Below are 21,320 nucleotides of genomic sequence, written 5' to 3'. Positions count from 1 at the left end.
GCCTTGGAACTTAGGCTGGAAATGTGATGAAAAGTACGGTAGAATAAGAGAAAAGCCCGGCCTGTCTCCTTGTATAAATATTACAAGAAGATGGGTATCTGACCACTTAGAAGGCGGTAAAATGGGTTGATAGGCCGGTAAGAGATCCCGTAGAGGCCGGCCGTGAAATGGAACGAAGGAGGAATTCCCATGAACGTATTTATCAGCGCCGATATCGAGGGTACCTGCGGCATTACGGACTGGAGCGAGACCGAGCGCAGCACCCCCTATGACTATAACTATTTCCGCAAGCAGATGACCATGGAGGTCCGTGCGGCCTGCGAGGGAGCCGTGGCCGGAGGCGCAGACGAGATCTTTGTGCGGGACGCCCACGACTCGGCCCGCAACATCGATCCCTCCCAGCTCCCCGAGCGGGTGCGCATCATGCGGGGCTGGAGCGGGGATCTGCTGAGCATGATGAGCGGCCTGGACCGGGGCAGCTTTGACGCGGTGCTCTTTACGGGGTACCACGCCTGGGCCGCCTGCGGTGGGAATCCCCTCTCCCACACCATGAACCTCCAGAACGAATTTGTGACCCTCAACGGCGTGCGCATGAGTGAGTTTCTGATGAACGCCTATACGGCGGGCTACTACGGCGTACCCGTGCCCTTCCTCTGCGGGGACAAGGCCCTGTGCGACTTCGCCCAGGAGCTCATTCCGGAGATCACCACCGTGGCGGTCAACGAGGGCATCGGCGGCGCAGTGGTGTCCATGCATCCGGACGCGGCGGTCCGGGCCATCCGGGAGGGCGTCAAAAAGGCCGTCAAGAACGCGAAAAAATGCCCCGTGCCCATGCCGGAGCATTTTGAGGCCAAGATCCGTTTCCGGGAGCACAAGCGTGCCTATTCCAAGCACTTCTATCCCGGTGCCTCCCTGGAGGATGAGAAGAACGTCTCCTTTGCCTCGGACGACTGGTATGAGATGCTCCGCTTCTTCCACTTCGTCCTGAGCGACTGATGGGGGCGGGAGAACTGCGTCTGGCCGTCCTCATCGACGCGGATAATGCCCCTCGCACGGCCATCAAGGACGTGATGGCCGAGGTGGCGGTCTACGGAACCCCCACCATCAAACGGATCTACGGGGACTGGACCTCCCCCAACATGTCCACCTGGAAGCCGCTGCTGCTGGAAAATGCCATCACCCCCATCCAGCAGTACGCCTATACCACCGGAAAGAACGCCACCGACTCGGCCATGATCATCGATGCCATGGATATCCTCTACTCCGGCCGGGTGGATGGATTTGTGCTGGTGTCCAGCGACAGCGATTTTACCCGTCTGGCCACCCGTCTGCGGGAGGCCGGGATGAAGGTCTACGGCATGGGGGAGCGGAAGACGCCCGGCCCCTTCATCGTGGCCTGCGATAAATTCGTCTACATCGAGGTCATCCGGGCGGCGGGCGACCGGGCCCGGGCCGCCGCGAAGGAGGCTGCCCGCCAGGCCGCCGAGGAGGAGAAGGCGGAGCAGGCCCGGCTGGAGAAGGAAAGGAAGGAGCGGGAGAAGGCCGAACAGGCCAAGGCCTCCGAGTCTGCCCGGACTGAGAGCGGCAAGAGCACCTCCAGACGGGGCAAGAAGAAGGCGGAACCCGCCAAGCCCGTGGAGCCGGAGCCGAAACCCGCGCCAGTCCCCGCTTCGGCGGAGGGGAGCGAGCCGGCCAACCGCATCCCGCCGGAAGTGGAGGCCCTGCTGGCCGACTCGGTGGAGGACATCGCCGACGAGGACGGATACGCCTTTATGGGGGATCTGGGCAATCTTCTGGTCAAGAAACAGCCCGATTTTGACCCCCGTAACTTCGGGTTTTCCAAGCTGACCAAGCTGGTCAAGGCCATGGACCGCTTTGAAATCGACGTCCGCTCTACCAATCTGCCCCACGTCAAGCATATTTTTGTGCGGGACAAGGAGCCGAAATAGATCGGGAAGAAAGAAGATGGGCGCAGCTGTTTTTTCAGGAGAAATACGGCTGCGCCCGTTTTTTGTGCAAAAATTGACGGTTTTTAGGCTGGACAGGCAGAAGTGAGGTGTGGTATAATACTGCTACCAGTTAATATCTGTTCTTTTTTTGTAGGGAATAAACGGAATTATATTCCGGACAACGGAAAATAAACAGAGAATGGAGAGACATTATGGAAATCAAGAATATCTTTGTAGTAGGCGCTGGCTTTATGGGCAGCGGTATCGCCCAGACCGCTATCCAGAGCGGATACAACGTGACCATCCATGACCAGAGCGAGGCCGCTCTGGAGCGGGCCAAGACCAACATTGGCAAGAACATGGACCGCCTGGTGAGCAAGGGCCGTATGACCGAAGAGCAGAAGGAGGCCGCGCTGGCTCTGCTCACGACCTCTTCCAGCATCCACACGGCCGCCAATGCCGACCTGGTCATCGAGGCCATTTTTGAGGACCTCAACGCCAAGCGCGCCATCTTTGAGGAGCTGGACAAGATCTGCCCCAAGGATACCATCTTCGCTTCCAACACTTCCTCCATCTCTTTGACCAGCCTGGCTGCGGCCACCAGCCGTGCCGAGCAGGTGGTGGGCATGCACTTCTTCTCCCCCGTACCTGTGATGCGTCTGCTGGAGGTGGTGCATGGCCTGCGCACCTCCCAGGAGGCCATTGACGCCGCCATGGAAGTGGGCAAGAAGATGGGCAAGACCATGATCCTGGCCAAGGACAAGCCCGGCTTCATCGTCAACCGCATGCTGCTGCCCATGCTCAACGAGGCCGTTGAGATCCTGGACGAGGACATCGGCACCGTGGCCGACACCGACGAGGGCATGAAGATGGGTTGTAACCACCCCATGGGTCCCCTGGAGCTGGCCGACATGGTGGGCCTGGACATCCTGCTGGAGGTTATGGAGACCTTCTACAACGACCTGGGCGACACCAAGTACCGTCCCGCTCACCTGCTGCGCAAGATGGTGGCCGCGGGCTACCTGGGCCAGAAGTCCGGCATGGGCTTCTACCAGTACGAGAACCGCAAGAAGGTGGGCGTCAACCCCATCTTTGACAAGTAAGAACATACCATAAGAAAAGCCGTCCCGGTCCATTTGGACCGGGACGGCTTTTTGCTTTTTACATAGAAAAGAGAAGGGGATCAGCAGGTGGCGCCGCCCTTGAGGTGCTTCTGGGCGGCCAGATTCTCCTCCTTGCGGGAGAGAAGGTCGTCCTTGAGCAGCTGCTCCTGCACGTTCTCAAAGCCCAGACGGGCCACGGTGTCGGCGAAGCGCTCACCGGTAATGCCCTGCTCGCGGAAGAGGAGGATGGCCTTCTCGATGGTGGCGAGGACCTCCTCCCGGCTGGTAAAGACCTTCTCCAGGGCGAGACCCTGGGCCACCTTCTTGCCCCAGCGGCCGCCGATGTAGATCCGGTAGCCGTTGGTGGACTGATCCACCGCGTGGAAGGGGCACTTGCCCACGCAGCGGCCGCAGTGGTTGCAGATGTTCGGGTCGATGACCACCTTGCCGTCCACGACCTTGGCCACATGGATGGGACAGACCTGCTCCACCTGGCAGACCTTACAGCCGCGGCACTTGTCCAGCTCCACCTGGGGTACCCGCTGGCCTACCACGCCCAGATCGTTCAGGTCGGGCTTGACGCAGTTGTTGGGGCAGCCGCCCACGGCGATCTTGAACTTGTGGGGGAGCTTGATACCGTGGTAGCCCTCGTAGAACTTCTCGTGGATCTCCTGGGAGAGATCGAAGGTGTCGATGAGGCCGTACTGGCAGGTGGTACCCTTACAGGAGACCACCGGGCGCACCTGGGAGCCGGTTCCGCCGGTCTCCAGCCCGTGCTGGGCCAGGAATTCCCGCATGGGCTCGATGTTCTCGAAGGGCACGCCCTGGATCTCCAGGGTGAGGCGGGTGGTCATGGTGACCTCGCCGGAGCCGAAGCGCTCGGCGGCCTCGGCGATGACCTTCTGCTCCTCGGCGGTGATCTTGCCGTTGCGGGTGATGACGCGGCCGTTGAACTTGTCGGGGGTGCGCTTATCGAAGAGGAAGCCCAGCGCCTTCACTGCGGTGATCTGCTCGGGGGTGACCGAGGCGGCCACGCCCGCGACCCGGACCTGATTGAAGGTGGTGCCGCCCTCCAGTACCCGGGTGTTGGTATAGCCGAAGTATTTCAGGCGGTTCTGGAGGAAATAGCCGCGCTTGCCCTTGGCGCAGACCAGGAGCAGCTTGGCGTCCTTGTCCAGGCCCTCCAGCGGGCCGTTGACGCTGGCCAGGTCGATGCGCACCGCGCCCTGGATGCTGGGCTGAAGGCCCACGTCCAGCACGGTGTAGTCCTTGGCCTCTCCCGCGGCGTACTGGGCGGGGGTAAAGCTCTCCAACGCGCCGGAGAGCTTGTTGAGCAGGATATACGCCGCCTGCACAAAGGGATGGATGGCGGTGGAGAAGGGCGGGGCATAGGCATAGTCCAGATTGGAGAAGTCCTCCAGCTTGGCCCCCATGGAGAGACCAGTGACGGCGATGTCCACCATCTTGTCCACGGCGCCGGGGCCCAGGACCTGGATACCCAGGAGCTTGTGGGTGGGACGGTCGGCCAGAAGCTTGACGATGAAGGAACCGGCGCCGGGATAGTAGTGGGCCTTGTCATCCACCACGCACAGGGCGGTCTCCACGTCGTAGCCCGCCGCTTTGGCGGCCGCCTCGGTGAGACCGGTACGTCCAGCGTTGAGACCGGGGAGCTTGACCACACCGGTGCCCAGCGCGCCGGGATAGCGGACCTCCGCCCCGCCCAGCAGCTGGGCCAGGGTGCGGCCCTCGTAGTTGGCCGAGGAGCCCATGGCGGACCACTGGGGGGCGCCGGTCAGGCGGTTTTTCACCAGGGCGCAGTCGCCGGCGGCATAGACGTCGGGGAGGTTGGTACGCAGGTGCTCGTCCACCACCACGGTGCCCTTGAAGAGCTCGATGCCGCTGTCCGCCAGGAAGGCAGTGTTGGGCTTGATGCCGATGGAGAGGACCACCACATCGGCCGAGAGGGTCCCCATGCCGGTCTTGACGGCGTCCACCCGGCCGGAGCCCAGAATGGCCTCCAGGGGATTGCCGGTGAGGACCCGGATGCCCTTGCTCTGGAGGTGGCGCTTGACGTACTCAGCCATCTCGGGATCAAAGATATTGGGCATGATCTGGGAGGCCAGATCCACCACCGTGACGGTCAGACCCTGGGCCTGGAGATTCTCCGCCGCCTCCAGTCCGATGAAGCCGCCGCCCACCACCACGGCCCGGCGGGCCTGGGTGGACTTCACATAGTCCCGCAGGCCGATGGCGTCGTCCGGGGTGCGCAGTTTGAACACACCCTCCAGGTCCATGCCGGGCAGGGGAGGAACGATGGGAGAGGCGCCGGTGGCCAGGATACAGGCGTCATAGGTGTAGTGCTCCTCCTCGCCGGTGGCGTGATTGCGGGCAGTCACCGTCTTGGCGGTGCTGTCCAGCTTTACCGCCTCCCGGCCGGTGAGGACCTCCACGCCGGTGAGACCGGCGAATTTGGCGGGGGTGTTGACGATCAGCTCCTCCCGGGTATCGATGAGACCGCCGACATAATAGGGCAGGCCGCATCCCGCATAGGAGATGTCCTGGTCCTTGGTGATAAGTGTGACCTGCATCCCGCGGTCCATGCGTTTGAGCTTGGCCGCGGCCTTGGTTCCGGCGGCGACACCGCCGATGATGAGCACCTTCATAATAAACCTCCTTCGCATCCCGACGGAAGACAGAGCTTGCTCTGCGGGCTCTTCCGGGGGATGGTTTGCACCTACCATTATAAGAGCAAACGACCCAAAGGGAAAGTACCAAATTCAAACAAGAACCGCGGACCGCGATACAATCGGTATCACGGTCCGCGGGGAGAAGGGCAATGGGATTTGATTAGAAAATACTACCAGCTGCTGTCATGCCCTTGTCCAGGTCCTCCCGATAGTCGGGGTCGCCCGGGTTGAGGCTGTTGATGACCACGCCGTCGCTGCCGTTGCGGGCGGTGGAGTGGATGTATTTGCCCTCGCCCAGATAGAGGGCCACATGGCCGGGGAAGAAGAGCAGGTCGCCGGGCCGGATGTCCGAACGGGGGATTTCGTGGAGGGGGAAGCCCTCCTTGATGTGGGCGTCCCGGTAGATGGTCACGCCGTTGAGGAGATAGCTCATGGAGGTCAGGCCCGAGCAGTCGATGCCCAGAGGGGTCTTTCCGCCCCAGCGGTAGTGGGTGCCCAGATAGGTCATCGCGGTCTCCACAAAGGCGGCGCGGAGGGCGTCCTCCTCCGCGAAGGCGGGAGCGGTGTGATAGGGGGCCAGGAAGCTGGTCTTGGTGAAGCCCTCCCGGCCGTCACACAGGGAGACCCGCTGCCAGCCCCGCTCGTCGGGGGTCCCCTTGACGGCCACCAGGGCGCCCCGGGTCAGGGTCTCCACACACCAGCCCTCCACCATGGGGGCGGAGAGTACGTCACAGACGCCCTTGCGGACGATCTGCTTGGGCAGGGCCTCCCACCGGGCCACGTTGTGCTCGCCGAAGAGCAGTCCCTCCGCGGGGGCATAGCCCTCATAGCGGTAGGGGGTGCGGATGCGGTACCAGCCCGCACAGGTGTCCTCCAGAATCTCCACGGTGGAGCCGTAGAGGACCTCATCGGCCAGCTCGCTCTGCATATGGGGACGGGACTTCAGGGGACAGATGGGGGAATTGACAAGTGCTTTCATAGGCACACCTCATTTCAGATGGTAATGAAATCAGTTTTAAATTATATTTTTTCTATAAAACCAAAATATTTGTCACAATTAAAATCATATTGAAAGGCTTTTTTATCGCTAATTGCTGTACCGTAGACACTAATTTTAGGACTATTTTTTATATGCGAAATAGAAATTCTTCGTTGCTTATTTATAGAGTCGTCGCCTAGGCAAGCTTTAGCATCATTATAATCTAATGCAACAAAAGAAGTATTTTTCATTTTGGGGTCTGTGCATACAAGCACTACAACATTTTTTCTGCCCTCTTCAGGATAATCTTTAAGAAGGTCCATCTCTTTACTTGTAAAAATTACATCCCATTTTGTGTTTTCTTTTTTTGATTTTATAGATTCCTTTGGAGTGGCTGAGTATTTTAAAAATACTTTATAATCATGCTGCGCGATGGTAAAGCGAAGCATTTTGCTTTTTTCTCCGGCTTCAAATAGAGTTGGTTCAACTCGATTTGTAATCAAATAGGATAAAAATGCACCGCAAAAAAAGTCTACTTTTCTAATTGCCATATCAAAAGCCCCTTTTGCCTTTATATATGCATCTAAAACACGCAACAAAAAGTTTATCCGTAGATCTCGTAGATCTGCTTGGCCAGTTTTCCGATGAAGCGCTTCTGATCGGGCTGGCCGTCCAGAGCGGGACCGTCCCAGGTGAAGATACCCAGATAGAAGGGGTGGCTGAAGAGCTCGAAGATGCCGGCGTCGTGGTTCACATGGTCTAGACCGCCGGTCTTGTGGGCCACCACCACCGGCTGGGGGATGTAGCGCAGGAAGGAGTCGTTGCACCGCTGGCGGCGGAGCATGTCCAGAGCCTTCTCCTGGAGGTCGTGGGTGAGGATGGTGCCCCGGTAGAGGGCCCAATAGATACGCTCCTGGTCGGCGGCCGAGGTGTAGTTGTTTTTCCCGGCGGCCACGGCGTCCCAGTCCAGCATCTTGCGCTGACAGACCGTGTGCTTGAGGCCCAGGGTGTCCTTGAAGTAGGCATTCATTTCATCCCAGTTCAGGAGGTCCAGCACCAAGTTAGTGGCGGTGTTGTCGCTCTCCACGATCATCCAGTAGAGCAGCTCCCACAGGGAATACTCGGGCAGGCCCAGCTCAAAAACCTCCGTGTCCGGGAGGATGGACTCCGCCGGAACGGGAACGGCCTGCTCCAGGGAGAGGCGTTTCTGCCGCACCTGCTCCAGCGCGTAGAGCAGGATGGGAACCTTGATGGTGGAGGCGGACACCACCTGGGTGTCGGGGTCAAAGGAGTGGTAGTGCTTGCCGTTGATGAGGTCGGTCATGAGGAGGGAGACCTTGCCGGGAAAGGCGTCGATCTGTTCCCGGAGCCAGGCGTCCAGTTCGGTCTTTTTCATAGAAAGCGCTCCTTTCAGTTCAGCAGAGTTCCAGCGCGGGGGAGTCGGCGTCCATGGTGAGGACGGCCCCCAGCGGAAGGGCCATGGAGGGGAGGGAGTGCCCGCAGGGCAGGTTGGCGATGACAGGCACCCCGGCGGGGAGGATGAGCTCCTCAAAGAGCTGGTGGAGGGTGAGGGTGCGCTCTGGATCCTCCGGGGTGCAGTCGGTCCAGTCCCCCAGGAGGACCCCGGCGCAGTCCCGGAACTTTCCCGCGTTGCGCAGCTGGGTGAGCATGCCGTCGATGCGGTAGATATGCTCTCCGATGTCCTCCAGGAAGAGAATTTTATTCCGGGTGTCGATCTCCCAGGGGGTACCCAGGGAGGCGGCCAGCAGGGAGAGGTTGCCCCCGCAGAGCACACCCGTGGCCCGTCCGCCGGAGAGGGGCTCCAGCGGGTGGTCCGGGTGGATGGGGAGGGGACCGGCGAGGGTTCCGAAGAGGGCGCGGCGCAGATAGTCCATGGAGTAGTCGTCCACCGGCTGATAGTACTCGGTGCCGGGCATGATGGTGTGGTAGGTCACCAGGCCGCAGTCCTGATTGAGGGCAGTGTGGAGGGCGGTGACGTCGCTGTATCCGGAGAAATACTTGGGGTGGGCGCGGATGGTATCCCAGTCCAGCAGAGGGAGGAGCCGGTGGGCGCCGTAGCCGCCCCGGATGCAGAGGATGCCGTGGATGGAGTCATCCGCAAAGGCGGCGTTCAGGTCGGCAGAGCGCTGGCGGTCGCTGGCAGCCAGATAGCCGTGGCGGTTTTCCTCCTGACAGGAGGGGAACACGACGGGGGAGAGACCCAGGTCCCGGACGGCCTGCACAGCCAGCGGGAGCCGCTGGGCCGGAACGGCGGAGGAGGCCCCCACCAGGGCCACCCGGGCGCCGGGGAAGAGCGGTTTTGGGGTAATCATGGTAACACCACCAGAAACAAAAATGTGTGGACAAAAAGGCGGGAGAGCACCGGGAATGGTCCTCTCCCGCCTCTCTATTATCGGCAGTCAGAATGTACTTGTCAACGGGAAGGTTCGCGCTGCCACTCCGCCGCCTCCCGCTCACTGGCCAGGAGGAAGTGGCCGGGGGAGATCTCCTGCCAGAGGGGAGTCTCCTGGTCGTAGTGATGGATGGACGGGTCGTAGACCAGCAGCTTCTTTTTCTTCTCGGCGATGGGGTCGGGCAGGGGGATGGCCGAGAGAAGCGCCCGGGTGTAGGGGTGGAGGGGATGGGCGAAGAGCTCCTCGCTTTCGGCCAGCTCCACCAGACGGCCCTTGTGGATGACGGCGATGCGGTCGCAGATGAAGCGCACCACGCTCAGGTCGTGGGCGATGAAGAGATAGGTGAGGCCGCGCTCCTTCTGGAGCTGGCTCATCAGGTTGAGGACCTGGGCCCGGATGGACACATCCAGGGCGGAGATGGGCTCATCCGCGATGATGAAGTCGGGGTCCATGATGAGGGAGCGGGCAATGCCGATGCGCTGGCGCTGGCCGCCGGAGAACTCATGGGGGAAGCGGCTGGCAAACTCCGGCAGCAGACCCACGTCGGCCAGGGCCTTGGCTACCTTCTCCTGCCGCTCGGCCTCGCCGATGTGGCGGCCGTACAGGCCCTCGGAGACGATATAGTCCACCTTGGCCCGCTCATTGAGGGAGGCCATGGGGTCCTGGAAGATCATCTGGATCTGCCGGGTGACCTTCCGGTCCAGCTCCCGGCTGATGCGGCCGCTGATGCGCTCTCCCCGGTAGAGGACCTGGCCCCCGGAGACCGGATTGATGCGGATGATGGCCCGGCCGATGGTGGTCTTGCCCGAGCCGGACTCGCCCACCAGGCCGAAGGTCTCACCCTCATAGATGTCAAAGGAGACTCCCTTCACCGCGTGAAAGGGATGGCGGTGTGTGCCGAAGGTGACCTGGAGATCCTGGACCTCCAGCAGTTTCTTGCGCTGCTCAGACATGGCGGTTCACCCCCTGTTCCCGAAGATGCTTGATGTGTTCCGGCGGCTCCACCTTGGGGGCCCTGGGGTCCAGGAGCCAGGTGCGGGCCTTGTGGGTGGGGCTCACCTCAAAGTAGGGGGGACGCTCCACAAAGTCGATCTTGAGGGCGTGGGGATTGCGAGGGGCGAAGGCGTCCCCCTTGACCTCCAGGAAGAGGTTGGGGGGCGTGCCCTTGATGGAGTAGAGCTCCTCGCCCTTCACGCCCAGCTGGGGCAGGGAGGAGAGCAGCGCCCAGGTGTAGGGGTGCTTGGGGTCGTAAAAGACCTCCTCACAGGTGCCGATCTCCACGATATCCCCGGCGTACATGACGGCGATGCGGTCGGCCACATTGGCCACCACGCCCAGATCGTGGGTGATGTAGATGGTGGTGAGGTCGTATTTCTTCTGGAGATCCTTGATGAGCTGGAGGATCTGGGCCTGGATGGTCACATCCAGAGCAGTGGTGGGCTCGTCGCAGATGAGGATCTTGGGCCGGCAGGCCACGGCGATGGCGATGACCACCCGCTGGCGCATGCCGCCGGAGAACTCGTGGGGATACTGCTTGGAGCGGCGCTCGGGCTGGTCGATGCCCACCTCCTCCAGTACCTTGAGGACCTGGGCATGTGCCTCGGCTCCCTTGAGGCCCTGGTGGAGGACGATGGCCTCCTCGATCTGGTCGCCAATGGTCTTGAGCGGGTTGAGGGAGGTCATGGGGTCCTGCATGACCATGGCGATCTCCCGGCCGCGGATGGTGCGCCACTGCTGGTCGGTGGTGTACCCGGCCAGGTCCTGGCCGTTGTAGCGGATCTCCCCGGCCGTGACCGAGCCGTTGGAGTCCAGAAGGCCCATAAAGGTCTTGGTAAATACGCTCTTGCCGGAGCCCGACTCGCCCACGATGGCCAGGCTCTCACCCCGGTGGACGTCCAGAGAGATCCCCCGGATAGCGTGGAGCACCTGGCCCCGCAGGGTGAATTTCACGTCCAGGTCCCGGACGGACAGAATGGTCTCGGTTTCCATGATATGTCCTCCTTACTTGACGTGATTCTTGGGATCGGCGGCATCCGCGAAGGAGTTGCCCACGATGTAGAACGAGATGGTGATGATGGACAGGATGATGACGGGGAAGAAGAGCTGATAGCTCAGGGTGGACTCCATCATCACGGTCTGTCCGGCCTTGATGAGGTTGCCCAGGGTGGGGATCTCCAGGGGCACGCCCAGGCCGATGTAGGTGATAAAGACCTCGTTGCCGATGGCGGCGGGGATGGCCAGGGCCATGCGCAGGGTGAGGATGGACACCAGATAGGGCAGCAGGTTCTTGACCATGATGCGCCAGGTGGTGGTGCCCAGGCAGCGGGAGGCCAGGTTGTAGTCCCGGTCCCGGATGATGAGCACCTGATTGCGCACCAGCCGGGCGGTCTGGAGCCAGGAGGTGAGGCACATGGCGAAGATCATGGTGCTCACGCCGGGGCGCAGGATGTAGGAGATGATGATGACCACCAGGGTCTGGGGGACGTTATCGAAGATGTTGTAGATCTCGGTGAAGAGGAAGTCCAGCTTGCGGACATAGCCCCACAGCACTCCCATGATCACGCCCAGAACTGCCTCCACACAGGCCACGGCCAGGCCGATGAGCAGGGAGGTGCGCACGCCGGACCAGATCTGGCTCCACAGGTCCTGTCCGATGGAATTAGTGCCGAACCAGTATTCCTTGCAGGGGGCCAGGTTGGTGGCGCCCTTGTAGATGGTGTTGGCCTCGGGGGCATAGGGGAGCATGGGTTCCACCACGGTAAAGGCCAGGATACCCACCATCAGGATGAGAAAGAACATGGCCACCTTGTTCTGGGCGAAGGAGCGCAGGGTGGAGCCCCAGTAGGAGTAGTTGGAATAGCCGCCCCGCTCGCCGGCGGTGGGATCATAGGGGGCAAACTCGAAAAATTCGCTCTCGGAATAATTCCGGGAGAGGACCTCTCCCACGCTCTGGCTGAGCTGCTGGGTCTTGTGGTCTTTGAAGCGGAACGAGGGCATCAGCGGCCACCTTCTTTCTTGCCAAAGGTAATGCGGGGATCCACGATCGCCATGAGGATGTCGCCCACCAGCAGGCCCAGGATGCTGATGGCGGCATAGAAGAGCACCAGGCCCTGGACCACGGTGTTGTCCTGCCGCTGGATGACGTTGACCAGCAGGCCGCCCATGCCGGGGATGGAGTAGAGGCTCTCCACATAGAGGGAGCCCATCAGAGTCAGGATCACCGAGGTGGGGATGAACTGGACCAGGGGCACAAAGGCGTTTCGGAACACGTGCTTGCGGGAGATGGCCGAGGCGGGCACGCCCTTGGCCCGGGCCAGCTTCACATAGTCCTTGTTGGACTCATCCACCATATACCGCCGCAGCCACATGGCGTAGTAGGCGATGTTGCCCAGGGCCAGAGAGAGGATGGGGAGGATGTAGGTGACGGGCCGCCCACTGCTGATCTGCATGGGCAGATCCAGATATTTTGTGCCGTAGAATTGGATGACCAGGTAGTAGACAGCGGCGGGAACGGCCTGGATCAGAACGATGAAGGCGGTGCCCAGCTTGTCGCCGATCTTGTGCTTGGTGCGGGTGGAGCGGGCCATGAGGATGCCCATGGGCAGACCCACTGCCAGGGCGATGCCCAGGGAGGTCAGGCCGATGGCCATGGAGACCGGCACCTTCTCGGCGATGATCTTGGTGACCGGCACATTGCGGCGGTACTTGTTGGACACGCCCAGATCGCCGTGGAGCAGATCACTGTAAAAATCCAGCAGCTGAGCGGGGAGTGGCTTGTCCAGACCCAGCTCCTTGAGGCCCAGTTCCACCTGGACGGCGCTCATCTTCTCAAAGTTCTGGAAGTAGCCCTCAATGGGCATCAGGCGCAGCAGAGAAAAGACGATGGTCACGATGATAAACAGGGTCAGCAGGGAGCGCAGCAGGCGTTTGAATATGTATTTCGCCATGAGACGAGACCTCCTTGAGAGGAAAATGGGGAGACACGGCCGGGGTATATCACGGTCCCACACAGGACCTGGGGCCGTCATATAGGGCGGCTGTGGCAGACCGGGAGAAGGGGCGCCCCGGACTCACGGTCCGGGGCGCCCGCAGAGAGATTACTCGGCGTCCGCGGCGGCAATGGCAGCGGTGCGGTCCTTGAGCCACTGGTCATAGAGGGAGTTGAACTCCTCCAGGCCCATGGGCTCCTCCCGCAGCTTCTGGAACTTGAAGCTCTGGAGGGCCATGCCGTAGGGGGCATACTGGGCCTCAAACACGTTGAGGCGGGTGGCCACATAGCCGGAGCTGGAGATGGAGAAGGGAACGACGATGGCGTGCTCGATGAGGAAGGCCTCGGCCTCGGCAAAGGCGGTGTAGCGGGCCTCGTCATCGTTGGTGATGGCCTTGGCCGCGTCGATGAGGGCGTAGTACTCCTCCATCAGAGCCTGGGTCTCGGGGGACTTGTTGGTGCAGGGCTTCTGGCCGATCTCCAGGTTGGGATCCTGGGCCATAAAGTTGTAGGAGTTGTCCTGAGACTTGAAGGGATCGGTCCAGGTCTGGGGGTCGGCGTAGTCGGCGCCCCAGTTGCACTTCATGAAGCCGTAGTCGCCGGTGCGGCGGACCATGGAGAGGAAGTTGGTGGAGGGACCGGCCTCGACCACCACGTCGATGTAATCGGTGCCCAGCAGGCCTTCCAGCTGCTGCTCGATGACCTGGCACTCCTTATCCCAGTTGGTGGTGGCGGGGTTATAGCGCATGTACATCTGGATGGGGAAGCTGGCGCCGGCGGCGGTGAGCTCCTCCATGGCCTTGGCCTTGTAGTCCAGCGCGGTGGCCTCGTCAAAGCTGTCGCCGTCCGAGATGGCCTTCAGCGCGGGATACTGGGTGTAATCCAGACCGGCGGCCTCGGTGAAGGTGGCGGGGGTGATGGTGTTGTTGAGCAGGTTTTCCGGGGTATTGGGCTCCACCACTTCCAGAGCGTTGACCCGGTCCAGCGCATGGAAGATGGACTGACGGAAGTTCTCATTGTTCACTGCCAGCGTCCAGTTGTCGGGGTCCAGGGACTCGTCGAAGCGGGGCTCAAAGTTGAAGCAGAAGAAATAGGAGAAGGCCACGCTGGGACGGCTGGCCGAGAGCTGATTCTGCTTCTCAGGATCGCTCTGCCAGGCCGAGAGCAGGGAGGCGTCCAGTTCGGCATAGTCCACCTCGCCGCGCAGGAAGGACTCGGGGCCCAGGGTGGTGGCGGAGGCATTGTAGCGGAACTCCAGCTTGTCGATAAAGACGTTGTCCTTGTCCCAGTAGGTGGGGTTCTTCACCAGGGTGCGGTGGTTCTGGGGCTCAAACTCGGACATGATGTAGGCGCCGTTGTAGAGCACGGACTGATTGTCCACGCCGAACATCTCGCCCTGCTCCTCCAGGAAGGGGCCGTACACCGGCATATAGGTGGTGTAGGACAGCACGGAGGGGAAGTAGGTGCAGGGAGAGGCCATGGTGTAGACCAGAGTATAGTCGTCCACCGCCTTGACGCCCACGTCGTCAAAGCTCACCTCGGGCACGGGCTCGATAGGGTTGCCGTCAGCGTCGGTGGTCTTGGTGCCGTTCTCGCTCTCCAGCAGATAGGCGGTGTAGTTGAAGTACTCCTGGGCGTTCTTGACGATGCCGTTGTACATGTACTGGTTGGAGGAGTTGTTGGCGGCGTCGTTGACCCACTTGGCCGCGGAGACCCAGTCGTTGGCGGTGACGTCGGCCACCTCCTCGCCCTGGGCGTTGACCCACTTGACGCCCTGGCGGATCTTAAAGGTCCACTCGGTATAGTCCTCATTGTGCTCCCAACTCTCGGCCAGAGCGGGCTTCATCACACCGTAGGGATCGTATTCCACCAGACAGTCCACCATATTGGCACACATGCGGTAGTCGTTGGTAAAAGAGGTATAGAGGTAGTTGAGGGTCTCTACCTCGCTGGAGTAGAGCTCCCGGTAGACGGACTCGCCGCCGGTGGAGCCGCCCTCGTCGCCGCCGCCGCAGGCTGCGAGACCAGCGGTCATGGACAGGGCCAGGGTCAGAGCAAGCAGTTTTTTCACTCATTTCACGCGCGTCTCCTTCTTTCCTTTCAAGATCGGTCCCGGAGAGGAACCGTATATCGACAAGGGAAGGAAATCCTTGGACCCTTGAAGATATGGGGTTTGGGCGGACCCGGAGGTCCGCGGTCAGCTCCAGTGCTCGCAGGGAATGGCGGAGAGTCCCACGCCGGGCGCTTCCGACATGGTGACCAGCGCCTCTTCAAAGACGGGACCGCCGGTAAAGGGGTCCACCGAGCACAGGGAGGGGCCGTCCAGATCGGCCTTGGTGATGACGCTCCGGCCGCAGCAGAGATGGGCGGCGGCCGAGACCGAGAGCTTGGACTCCAGCATACAGCCGATCATACACTCCACGCCGTAGAGCTCTGCCACATCGCAGATCTTGAGGGCCTGGTGGATGCCGCCGGTTTTCATCAGCTTGATGTTGATGAGGTCGGCGGCCCCCTTCTGTATGATATCGATGGCGTCGGCGGGAGAGAACACACTTTCGTCCGCCAGGATGGGGGTATAGACCCGGCTGGTGACAAACTGCATCCCGGCGATGTCGTGGGCTTTCACCGGCTGTTCCACCAGTTCGATGTTCAGATTCCGGTCCTCCATGGCGGAGATGATGGCCACCGACTGCTTGGGGGTCCAGCCCTGGTTGGCGTCCACCCGGAGCTGTACATCGGGCCCCACCGCCTCCCGGATGGCGGCGATGCGCTCCACATCGCCGGTGCCGTCTTTTCCTACCTTGATCTTCAGAATGTCATAGCCGCGGGACACGGCGTCCAGCGCGTCGGCCACCATCTCGTCAATGGGGTTGACCGAAATGGTGATGTCGGTGCGGAAGGAGGTCCTGGCCCCGCCCAGAAGTTTATAGAGGGGAGCGCCCCAGCGCTTGGCCCACAGATCGTAGATGGCCATATCCACCGCCGCCTTGGCGGAGGTGTTTTTCAGGATGCAGCCGTGAAGGCGCTTCATGATACCGTCCAGGTCCTCCACATCCATGCCGATGAGGTTGGGGCGGATGAACTCCCGGATGGCGCAGGCCACCGAGCCCTTGGTGTCTCCGGTGATGACCGCGGTGGGAGGAGCCTCACCGTAGCCCACCTCGCCGGTGTCGGCCACCACGCGGACCACGATATCGTCCACATGCTCTACTGTGCGCAGGGCGGTTTTAAACGGACGGGCCAGCGGGAGGGAGATCTCTCCCACCTGGATATCCCGAATGATCATAGCGAAATGCCTCCATTCCCGATCAGATAATCGAATAAAATGAAATTAAAATTGTGTAAAGTTGCATTTTTGAATTGCGGGCAGAGAATTTTATAATTACTGAAATGCTAGCATAAATTCTGATATTTGTAAAGTGGAACGGTGAAAAAAGGGAAAAGAAGCGGGCGGGTCAGAAGAGACATTTGGGCAGATTGCAATATCGGAATGAAAATATTTCAAAACGGAAAATGGAGACATCTGAGAGGGAAAAAGGGGGAAAGCGGGAAAAGAACTGTATATTTTCTCACTTTATCGAGGGAAAGCGGCACTGCGTAAAGGCGCGGAGAGCCCTTTCCCAAACCGGAAAAAGAAGGTATACTTAAAATGAAAGAATCCCAAAAGAAGGATGAGGTGCCCGCCATGGCCAGACATTTCAACCAGAAGCTGAAGCTGCTCACCCTCCAGGCCCTGCTGCTGGAGCGCTCCGATGAGGAGCATCCCCTGACCACCGAGGAGCTGCGCGCTGCGCTGGCGGAACGGGGGATCACCGCCGAGCGGAAGAGCCTCTATGACGATATGGAGACCCTGTCCCGCTTTGGACTGGACATCCACCAGCGCCGGGGACGGGGCGGAGGCTGGTTTGTGGGAGAGCGGCTTTTCCAGCTGCCCGAGCTCAAGCTGCTGGTGGACGCAGTGCAGTCCTGTAAGTTCATCACGCCGGACAAGAGCCGGGCCCTCATCCGCAAGCTGGAGGGGCTCTCCAGTGTCTACCAGGCCCGCCAGCTCCAGCGGCAGGTCTATGTGACGGGCCGGGCCAAGACCATGAACGAGAGTGTCTACTATACCATCGACCAGCTCCACACGGCCCTCTCCACCGGGCGGCAGGTCTCCTTCCGGTACTTTGAGTACAATGTGGCCAAGGAGAAGGTCTTCCGCCGGGCGGGCGCCCACTACCGGGTCTCCCCCTACGGGCTGATCTGGGACAGCGAGAACTACTACCTGGCCGGATTTGACCACGACAAGGGGGAGATACGCCACTACCGGGTGGACAAGATGGATGGCCTCACTGTTCTCTCCCAGTTCAGAGAGGGGGAGGGGACCGGCCGGGCCTTTGACGCGGCCGCCTATGGACAAAAGCACTTCGGTATGTTCGGCGGCCGAGAGGGGCAGGTCCGCCTGCGGTGCGAGAAGAGCCTGGTGGGTGTGGTGCTGGACCGCTTCGGGGCGGAGAGCATCCTGATCCCCGACGGGGAGGACCATTTTACCGTCACCGTGCCGGTGGTGGTGAGCCCGCAGTTCCTGGGCTGGATCTTCGGCCTGGGCACGGGGGTGGAGCTCACCGGACCGGACTGGGCGGTGGAGGCCTACCGGCGCCAGCTGGAGCAGGTGGGGGAGCGCTACCGGTAAAAAAATAGGCCCTGCGCAGCCCTCCGAAGGAGGGGCGCAGGGCCCAAATCGTTATTCCCAGGTTTTCCAAATGTCCGGGCAGTAGCCCACCGTGGCCTGCTTCCCGTTGCGGACAATGGGCGTGCACAGCAGCCGGGGATCCTCCAGCAGCTTCTCCAGCTTGTCGGCGTCGTAGGCCAGATAGGTGAGCAGGGCCGCGTCCGGGTGCTTGGCGTTGATGAGGGCCTCCAGCCCCACGGCGTTTTTCACGCTGGTCAGCTCGCCCTTGCTGATGCCGTATTTGGACAGGTCCACGAACTGGAATTTGACCCGGCGCTCCTTAAAATAGCGCTGGGCCTTCTTGGTGTCAAAGCACTTGGAGGTGCCGAAAATCTGAATGTTCACCGGTTTATTCCTCCTCAATGGGGCGAAAACGCGGACCGGCATAGCCGTCCCGCTCCACCCACTCGCTCCACATGGCAGCCGGGCGGACCCAGATGCCGCGCTCCCCATAGAGTGCCTGGTAGACCACCATGGGCTCCATGGTCTCCGAGTGGCGGGCGGTATAGAGCACCTGATACTCCATCCCCTTGAAGTGGCGGTAACGGCCCGGCTTGATCTCCTGCATGGGAACACATCCTCTTTCTCCGCGCAGACATGCGGTTATTTCATGCAGTCGATTGTACCATATTTTCCCCCGATTGCAAAGGAGAAAGACCGCGGAAAACGGGGAAGGGGACCGTGCCGACGGGATGTGCGGAAAATAGAAGTATACTTTTGTGGGAAAGCATGGTATACTATAACTACCATCGTATCCCATGTGGGTACCTTTTTTATGGCTTTATGTGCGTCGAGCGCACTGAAAATAAGGCAGGACACAGCTTACATCCGATTCCGGGACGGAGAAAACGATCCCCTTTTTTCGGCGAGGCAGGGCCGGAAAGAGTGGGGCGGGCCGCCCTTGGTTTCGTGCGCCCAAAATAAAGTGTCCTTGCGTCCGGCGCGTGTCTTCGAGCTGCGGCGGACGAGATGATATTCGATTATGTGTTATTTCGAAAAGGAGTGTTTGAATCTCAATATGGCAGAAAAACTGAAAATTATTTCCCTGGGCGGTCTCAATGAGATCGGCAAGAATCTGACCGTATATGAATACGGCGGGGATATTATTGTAGTAGATGTGGGCATGGGTTTCCCGGATGACGATATGTACGGCATTGACGTGGTCATCCCGGACTTCACCTATCTCATCAAGAACCAGGACAAGATCCGGGGTATTTTCCTCACCCACGGGCACGAGGACCACATCGGTTCCATCCCCTATCTCCTGCGCAGCATCAACGCGCCCATCTACGCCACCCGCATGACGGCGGGGCTGGTGCGGCTCAAGCTGGAGGAGCACCGCCTGGTGGACAAGACCAAGCTCATCACCTGCGAGGCGGGCGAGGTGGTCAAGGCCGGGAAGTTCTCGGTGGAGTTCATCCATGTGAACCACTCCATTGCCGACGCGGTGGCCTTTGCCATCAAGACGCCGGTGGGCACGGTGGTCCACACGGGCGACTTCAAGATCGACACCACCCCCATCCAGGGCGGTATGACCGATCTGGCCCGCCTGGGCGAGCTGGGGAAGAAGGGCGTTTTGGCCCTGCTGGCCGACTCCACCAATGTGGAGCGCCCCGGCTTTACCAAGAGCGAGCGGAGCGTGGGCGAGTCCTTTGACGCGCTGTTCCGGGGATGCGATAACCGCATCATCGTCACCACCTTTGCCTCCAATGTGGACCGGCTCCAGCAGGTGATCTCGGTGGCGGCCAAGTATGGGCGCAAGGTGGCCGTGACCGGACGGAGCATGGAGAACGCCATGAAGGTGTCGGTGGAGCTGGGATATATGAAGATCCCGGACGGCGTCCTGGTGGACGTCAACCACATCAAGAGCCTGCCTGATAATAAGGTGTGCATCATCACCACCGGAAGCCAGGGCGAGACCATGTCCGCCCTCACCCGCATGGCCTTCAATACCCACAAGCAGGTGGAGATCCGCGCCGGGGACCGGGTGATCCTCTCGGCCTCCGCCATCCCGGGCAATGAGAACGCCATCGGCAGCGTCATCAACGAGCTCTACCGCAAGGACGCCGAGGTCATCAACGAGCGCAGCGGGCCCCTCCATGTGTCGGGCCACGCCTGCCAGGAGGAGCTCAAGATCATCCACGCCCTGGTCAAGCCCAAGTTCTTTATCCCCGTCCATGGAGAGCAGCGGATGCTCAAGACCCACTCCAAGCTGGCCCAGGACATGGGTATGGACCCCCGGCGCATCATCATCAGCGACATCGGCAAGGTCATCGAGCTCACCCCCAACTCCGCCAAGATCAACGGGACCGTGCCTGCGGGCAAGGTCTTTGTGGACGGCTATGGCGTGGGCGACGTGGGCAGCGTAGTCCTGCGGGACCGCAAGCACCTGGCCGAGGACGGCATGATCGTGGTGGTGGTCTCCATGTCCAGCGAGGACGGCTCGGTGGTCTCCGGACCCGACATCATCACCCGCGGCTTTGTCTACGTCAAGGAGTCCGAGGGACTGATGGAAGAGCTGCGCCGGGTGGCGGTGGGCGCGCTGGAGCAGTGCGAGCGGGAGCGGTGCACTGACTGGTCCGCCATCAAGGCGGAGATCAAGACCGATCTCTCCAATTTCCTCTACAAAAAGACCAAGCGCAATCCCATGATCCTGCCCGTCATCATGGAGGTATAACTTCATCCAATCAGAAATGCGGCACGCTCCCAGAGAGCGTGCCGCATTTTTTGTACGTTCTTATGGATAGGCGCAGCGGTAGACCTTGCCGGGCTCCAGCGTGATATGCCGGGCCGCAAAGAGTTCCTCCACGGTGACAAAATAAAGGCCGCGGGCGTGGAGCTGATCCACGATACGCAGTGCGGCCTCCACGGAAGTGGGGAAGATGTCGTGGAGGAGGATGATGTCCCCGTCTTTGGCCCGGGAGACCACATGCTCCACCACCCGATCCGCGTTCTGATCGTCCCAGTCTTCCGGATCGATGGACCACAGAATGATGGGACAGCCCGCCATGGAGCGCACTGCGGGATCGGTGCTCCCGTAGGGCGGACGGAGCAGAAATCCGTTGTGGCCCAAAATCGATTGAAAGAGCGACCGGGTCTTGTCCACCTGTGCGGAGAAATCAGCGGCATTGAGCCCGGAGAGCATCACGTGGTCGTAGGTATGGATGCCGATCTGATGGCCCTCCGCGTCCATCCGCTGGAGCAGATCCTGGTTATACTCGGCCACCTGCTTTCCGATGAGAAAGAAGGTCGCCTGCACCCCGCGCGCGGCCAGGCCGTCCAGCAGGGCGGTGGTGGTGGAGCGACGGGGACCGTCGTCAAAGGTGAGGGCAATGAGTCCGCCCGATGGGGTGGAGGAGGGAGCAGGTGTCTCCTCCACCGGAAGAGGGACATCCGCCGGAACGGCGGACGGCGCGGTCAGAAGAGCTGCCGCGCACAGACTCCATGCCAGGACCGGCAGGACAAACAGAAGCCAACGTCGCATACCAT

Annotated in this window: 19 protein-coding genes; 5 read left to right on the top strand and 14 right to left on the bottom strand. The window is 60.9% G+C overall.

Annotated elements, in window-relative coordinates; translation table 11 throughout:
* Positions 1-189: 189 nt before the first annotated feature.
* The 3 genes from GPK94_RS05080 (at position 190) to GPK94_RS05070 (ending at position 3,052) form a co-directional block, all read left to right on the top strand.
* Positions 190-996: a M55 family metallopeptidase gene (locus GPK94_RS05080; RefSeq protein WP_101691190.1), complete on the top strand. Its 807-nt coding sequence runs from the start codon at positions 190-192 to the stop codon at positions 994-996.
* Positions 996-1,949: an NYN domain-containing protein gene (locus GPK94_RS05075; protein WP_215654863.1), complete on the top strand. Its 954-nt coding sequence runs from the start codon at positions 996-998 to the stop codon at positions 1,947-1,949. The genes GPK94_RS05080 and GPK94_RS05075 overlap by 1 nt, the downstream gene beginning before the upstream one ends.
* Positions 1,950-2,161: 212 nt before the next feature.
* The gene (locus tag GPK94_RS05070; RefSeq protein ID WP_215654861.1) at positions 2,162-3,052 is read left to right on the top strand and encodes a 3-hydroxyacyl-CoA dehydrogenase NAD-binding domain-containing protein; all 891 of its coding nucleotides are present in this window, start codon (positions 2,162-2,164) and stop codon (positions 3,050-3,052) included.
* Between the two features lie 80 nt (positions 3,053-3,132).
* Here GPK94_RS05070 and GPK94_RS05065 read toward each other — a convergent pair whose 3' ends face one another.
* From GPK94_RS05065 to GPK94_RS05015, 11 genes are all read right to left on the bottom strand, one after another.
* A complete protein-coding gene (locus tag GPK94_RS05065) occupies positions 3,133-5,715 on the bottom strand; it encodes an FAD-dependent oxidoreductase (protein WP_215654859.1) in 2,583 nt (860 codons plus the stop codon).
* 184 nt (positions 5,716-5,899) lie between these two features.
* Positions 5,900-6,718 carry an SH3 domain-containing C40 family peptidase gene (locus tag GPK94_RS05060; RefSeq protein WP_101691194.1) on the bottom strand — a complete coding sequence of 273 codons (819 nt, stop codon included), beginning with the start codon at positions 6,716-6,718 and terminating at the stop codon, positions 5,900-5,902.
* A 41-nt stretch (positions 6,719-6,759) separates the two neighbouring features.
* Positions 6,760-7,269: a hypothetical protein gene (locus GPK94_RS05055; RefSeq protein WP_193537095.1), complete on the bottom strand. Its 510-nt coding sequence runs from the start codon at positions 7,267-7,269 to the stop codon at positions 6,760-6,762.
* Between the two features lie 53 nt (positions 7,270-7,322).
* Positions 7,323-8,114 (bottom strand): serine hydrolase, encoded by a 792-nt coding sequence (locus GPK94_RS05050; RefSeq protein WP_186963297.1) that lies wholly within the window; start codon positions 8,112-8,114, stop codon positions 7,323-7,325.
* A 19-nt stretch (positions 8,115-8,133) separates the two neighbouring features.
* Positions 8,134-9,051 (bottom strand): LD-carboxypeptidase, encoded by a 918-nt coding sequence (locus GPK94_RS05045; protein WP_215654857.1) that lies wholly within the window; start codon positions 9,049-9,051, stop codon positions 8,134-8,136.
* Positions 9,052-9,152: 101 nt separating this feature from the next.
* The gene (locus GPK94_RS05040) at positions 9,153-10,085 is read right to left on the bottom strand and encodes an ATP-binding cassette domain-containing protein (protein ID WP_101691197.1); all 933 of its coding nucleotides are present in this window, start codon (positions 10,083-10,085) and stop codon (positions 9,153-9,155) included.
* Positions 10,078-11,121 (bottom strand): ABC transporter ATP-binding protein, encoded by a 1,044-nt coding sequence (locus GPK94_RS05035; protein ID WP_180956688.1) that lies wholly within the window; start codon positions 11,119-11,121, stop codon positions 10,078-10,080. Before GPK94_RS05035 ends, GPK94_RS05040 begins: the two co-directional genes overlap by 8 nt.
* A gap of 12 nt (positions 11,122-11,133) precedes the next feature.
* Complete coding sequence (locus tag GPK94_RS05030) at positions 11,134-12,129, bottom strand: ABC transporter permease (RefSeq protein ID WP_215654855.1); 996 nt, start codon at positions 12,127-12,129, stop codon at positions 11,134-11,136.
* The gene (locus GPK94_RS05025; RefSeq protein WP_101691200.1) at positions 12,129-13,079 is read right to left on the bottom strand and encodes an ABC transporter permease; all 951 of its coding nucleotides are present in this window, start codon (positions 13,077-13,079) and stop codon (positions 12,129-12,131) included. The genes GPK94_RS05030 and GPK94_RS05025 overlap by 1 nt, the downstream gene beginning before the upstream one ends.
* Positions 13,080-13,229: 150 nt before the next feature.
* Positions 13,230-15,191, bottom strand: coding sequence for a peptide ABC transporter substrate-binding protein (locus tag GPK94_RS05020; RefSeq protein ID WP_215654852.1), 1,962 nt, complete (start codon positions 15,189-15,191; stop codon positions 13,230-13,232).
* A gap of 126 nt (positions 15,192-15,317) precedes the next feature.
* Positions 15,318-16,406, bottom strand: coding sequence for a dipeptide epimerase (locus tag GPK94_RS05015; RefSeq protein WP_215654850.1), 1,089 nt, complete (start codon positions 16,404-16,406; stop codon positions 15,318-15,320).
* A gap of 363 nt (positions 16,407-16,769) precedes the next feature.
* Here GPK94_RS05015 and GPK94_RS05010 point away from each other — a divergent pair, with 363 nt between their 5' ends.
* Positions 16,770-17,792: a WYL domain-containing protein gene (locus GPK94_RS05010; protein ID WP_252192519.1), complete on the top strand. Its 1,023-nt coding sequence runs from the start codon at positions 16,770-16,772 to the stop codon at positions 17,790-17,792.
* Between the two features lie 51 nt (positions 17,793-17,843).
* Here GPK94_RS05010 and GPK94_RS05005 read toward each other — a convergent pair whose 3' ends face one another.
* Both GPK94_RS05005 and GPK94_RS05000 read right to left on the bottom strand, forming a co-directional pair.
* Positions 17,844-18,176: an ArsC/Spx/MgsR family protein gene (locus GPK94_RS05005; RefSeq protein ID WP_101691204.1), complete on the bottom strand. Its 333-nt coding sequence runs from the start codon at positions 18,174-18,176 to the stop codon at positions 17,844-17,846.
* A 4-nt stretch (positions 18,177-18,180) separates the two neighbouring features.
* Complete coding sequence (locus GPK94_RS05000) at positions 18,181-18,399, bottom strand: DUF1653 domain-containing protein (protein WP_215654847.1); 219 nt, start codon at positions 18,397-18,399, stop codon at positions 18,181-18,183.
* Between the two features lie 450 nt (positions 18,400-18,849).
* On the opposite strand from GPK94_RS05000, the gene GPK94_RS04995 reads away from it, so the two are divergent.
* Positions 18,850-20,508, top strand: coding sequence for a ribonuclease J (locus GPK94_RS04995; RefSeq protein ID WP_101691206.1), 1,659 nt, complete (start codon positions 18,850-18,852; stop codon positions 20,506-20,508).
* Between the two features lie 60 nt (positions 20,509-20,568).
* Here the strand turns inward: GPK94_RS04995 and GPK94_RS04990 are convergent, their stop codons facing one another.
* Positions 20,569-21,315: a polysaccharide deacetylase family protein gene (locus tag GPK94_RS04990; RefSeq protein ID WP_215654845.1), complete on the bottom strand. Its 747-nt coding sequence runs from the start codon at positions 21,313-21,315 to the stop codon at positions 20,569-20,571.
* Positions 21,316-21,320 lie beyond the last annotated feature (5 nt).

This window comes from Pseudoflavonifractor sp. MCC625 (assembly GCF_018784545.1).
Taxonomy (GTDB): domain Bacteria; phylum Bacillota; class Clostridia; order Oscillospirales; family Oscillospiraceae; genus Pseudoflavonifractor_A; species Pseudoflavonifractor_A gallinarum.
The sequence above is the reverse complement of the archived record's forward strand: the minus strand, read 5'-3'. Positions and strand labels throughout refer to the sequence as shown.

Coding starts and splice junctions, on each gene's coding strand:
- GPK94_RS05070 (WP_215654861.1), top strand. CDS start 2,162: ATGGAAATCAAGAATATCTTTGTAGTAGGCGCTGGCTTTATGGGCAGC.
- GPK94_RS04990 (WP_215654845.1), bottom strand. CDS start 21,315: ATGCGACGTTGGCTTCTGTTTGTCCTGCCGGTCCTGGCATGGAGTCTG.
- GPK94_RS05025 (WP_101691200.1), bottom strand. CDS start 13,079: ATGGCGAAATACATATTCAAACGCCTGCTGCGCTCCCTGCTGACCCTG.
- GPK94_RS05000 (WP_215654847.1), bottom strand. CDS start 18,399: ATGCAGGAGATCAAGCCGGGCCGTTACCGCCACTTCAAGGGGATGGAG.
- GPK94_RS05060 (WP_101691194.1), bottom strand. CDS start 6,718: ATGAAAGCACTTGTCAATTCCCCCATCTGTCCCCTGAAGTCCCGTCCC.
- GPK94_RS04995 (WP_101691206.1), top strand. CDS start 18,850: ATGGCAGAAAAACTGAAAATTATTTCCCTGGGCGGTCTCAATGAGATC.
- GPK94_RS05035 (WP_180956688.1), bottom strand. CDS start 11,121: ATGGAAACCGAGACCATTCTGTCCGTCCGGGACCTGGACGTGAAATTC.
- GPK94_RS05075 (WP_215654863.1), top strand. CDS start 996: ATGGGGGCGGGAGAACTGCGTCTGGCCGTCCTCATCGACGCGGATAAT.
- GPK94_RS05055 (WP_193537095.1), bottom strand. CDS start 7,269: ATGGCAATTAGAAAAGTAGACTTTTTTTGCGGTGCATTTTTATCCTAT.
- GPK94_RS05030 (WP_215654855.1), bottom strand. CDS start 12,129: ATGCCCTCGTTCCGCTTCAAAGACCACAAGACCCAGCAGCTCAGCCAG.
- GPK94_RS05065 (WP_215654859.1), bottom strand. CDS start 5,715: ATGAAGGTGCTCATCATCGGCGGTGTCGCCGCCGGAACCAAGGCCGCG.
- GPK94_RS05045 (WP_215654857.1), bottom strand. CDS start 9,051: ATGATTACCCCAAAACCGCTCTTCCCCGGCGCCCGGGTGGCCCTGGTG.
- GPK94_RS05040 (WP_101691197.1), bottom strand. CDS start 10,085: ATGTCTGAGCAGCGCAAGAAACTGCTGGAGGTCCAGGATCTCCAGGTC.
- GPK94_RS05080 (WP_101691190.1), top strand. CDS start 190: ATGAACGTATTTATCAGCGCCGATATCGAGGGTACCTGCGGCATTACG.
- GPK94_RS05010 (WP_252192519.1), top strand. CDS start 16,770: ATGAAAGAATCCCAAAAGAAGGATGAGGTGCCCGCCATGGCCAGACAT.
- GPK94_RS05050 (WP_186963297.1), bottom strand. CDS start 8,114: ATGAAAAAGACCGAACTGGACGCCTGGCTCCGGGAACAGATCGACGCC.
- GPK94_RS05015 (WP_215654850.1), bottom strand. CDS start 16,406: ATGATCATTCGGGATATCCAGGTGGGAGAGATCTCCCTCCCGCTGGCC.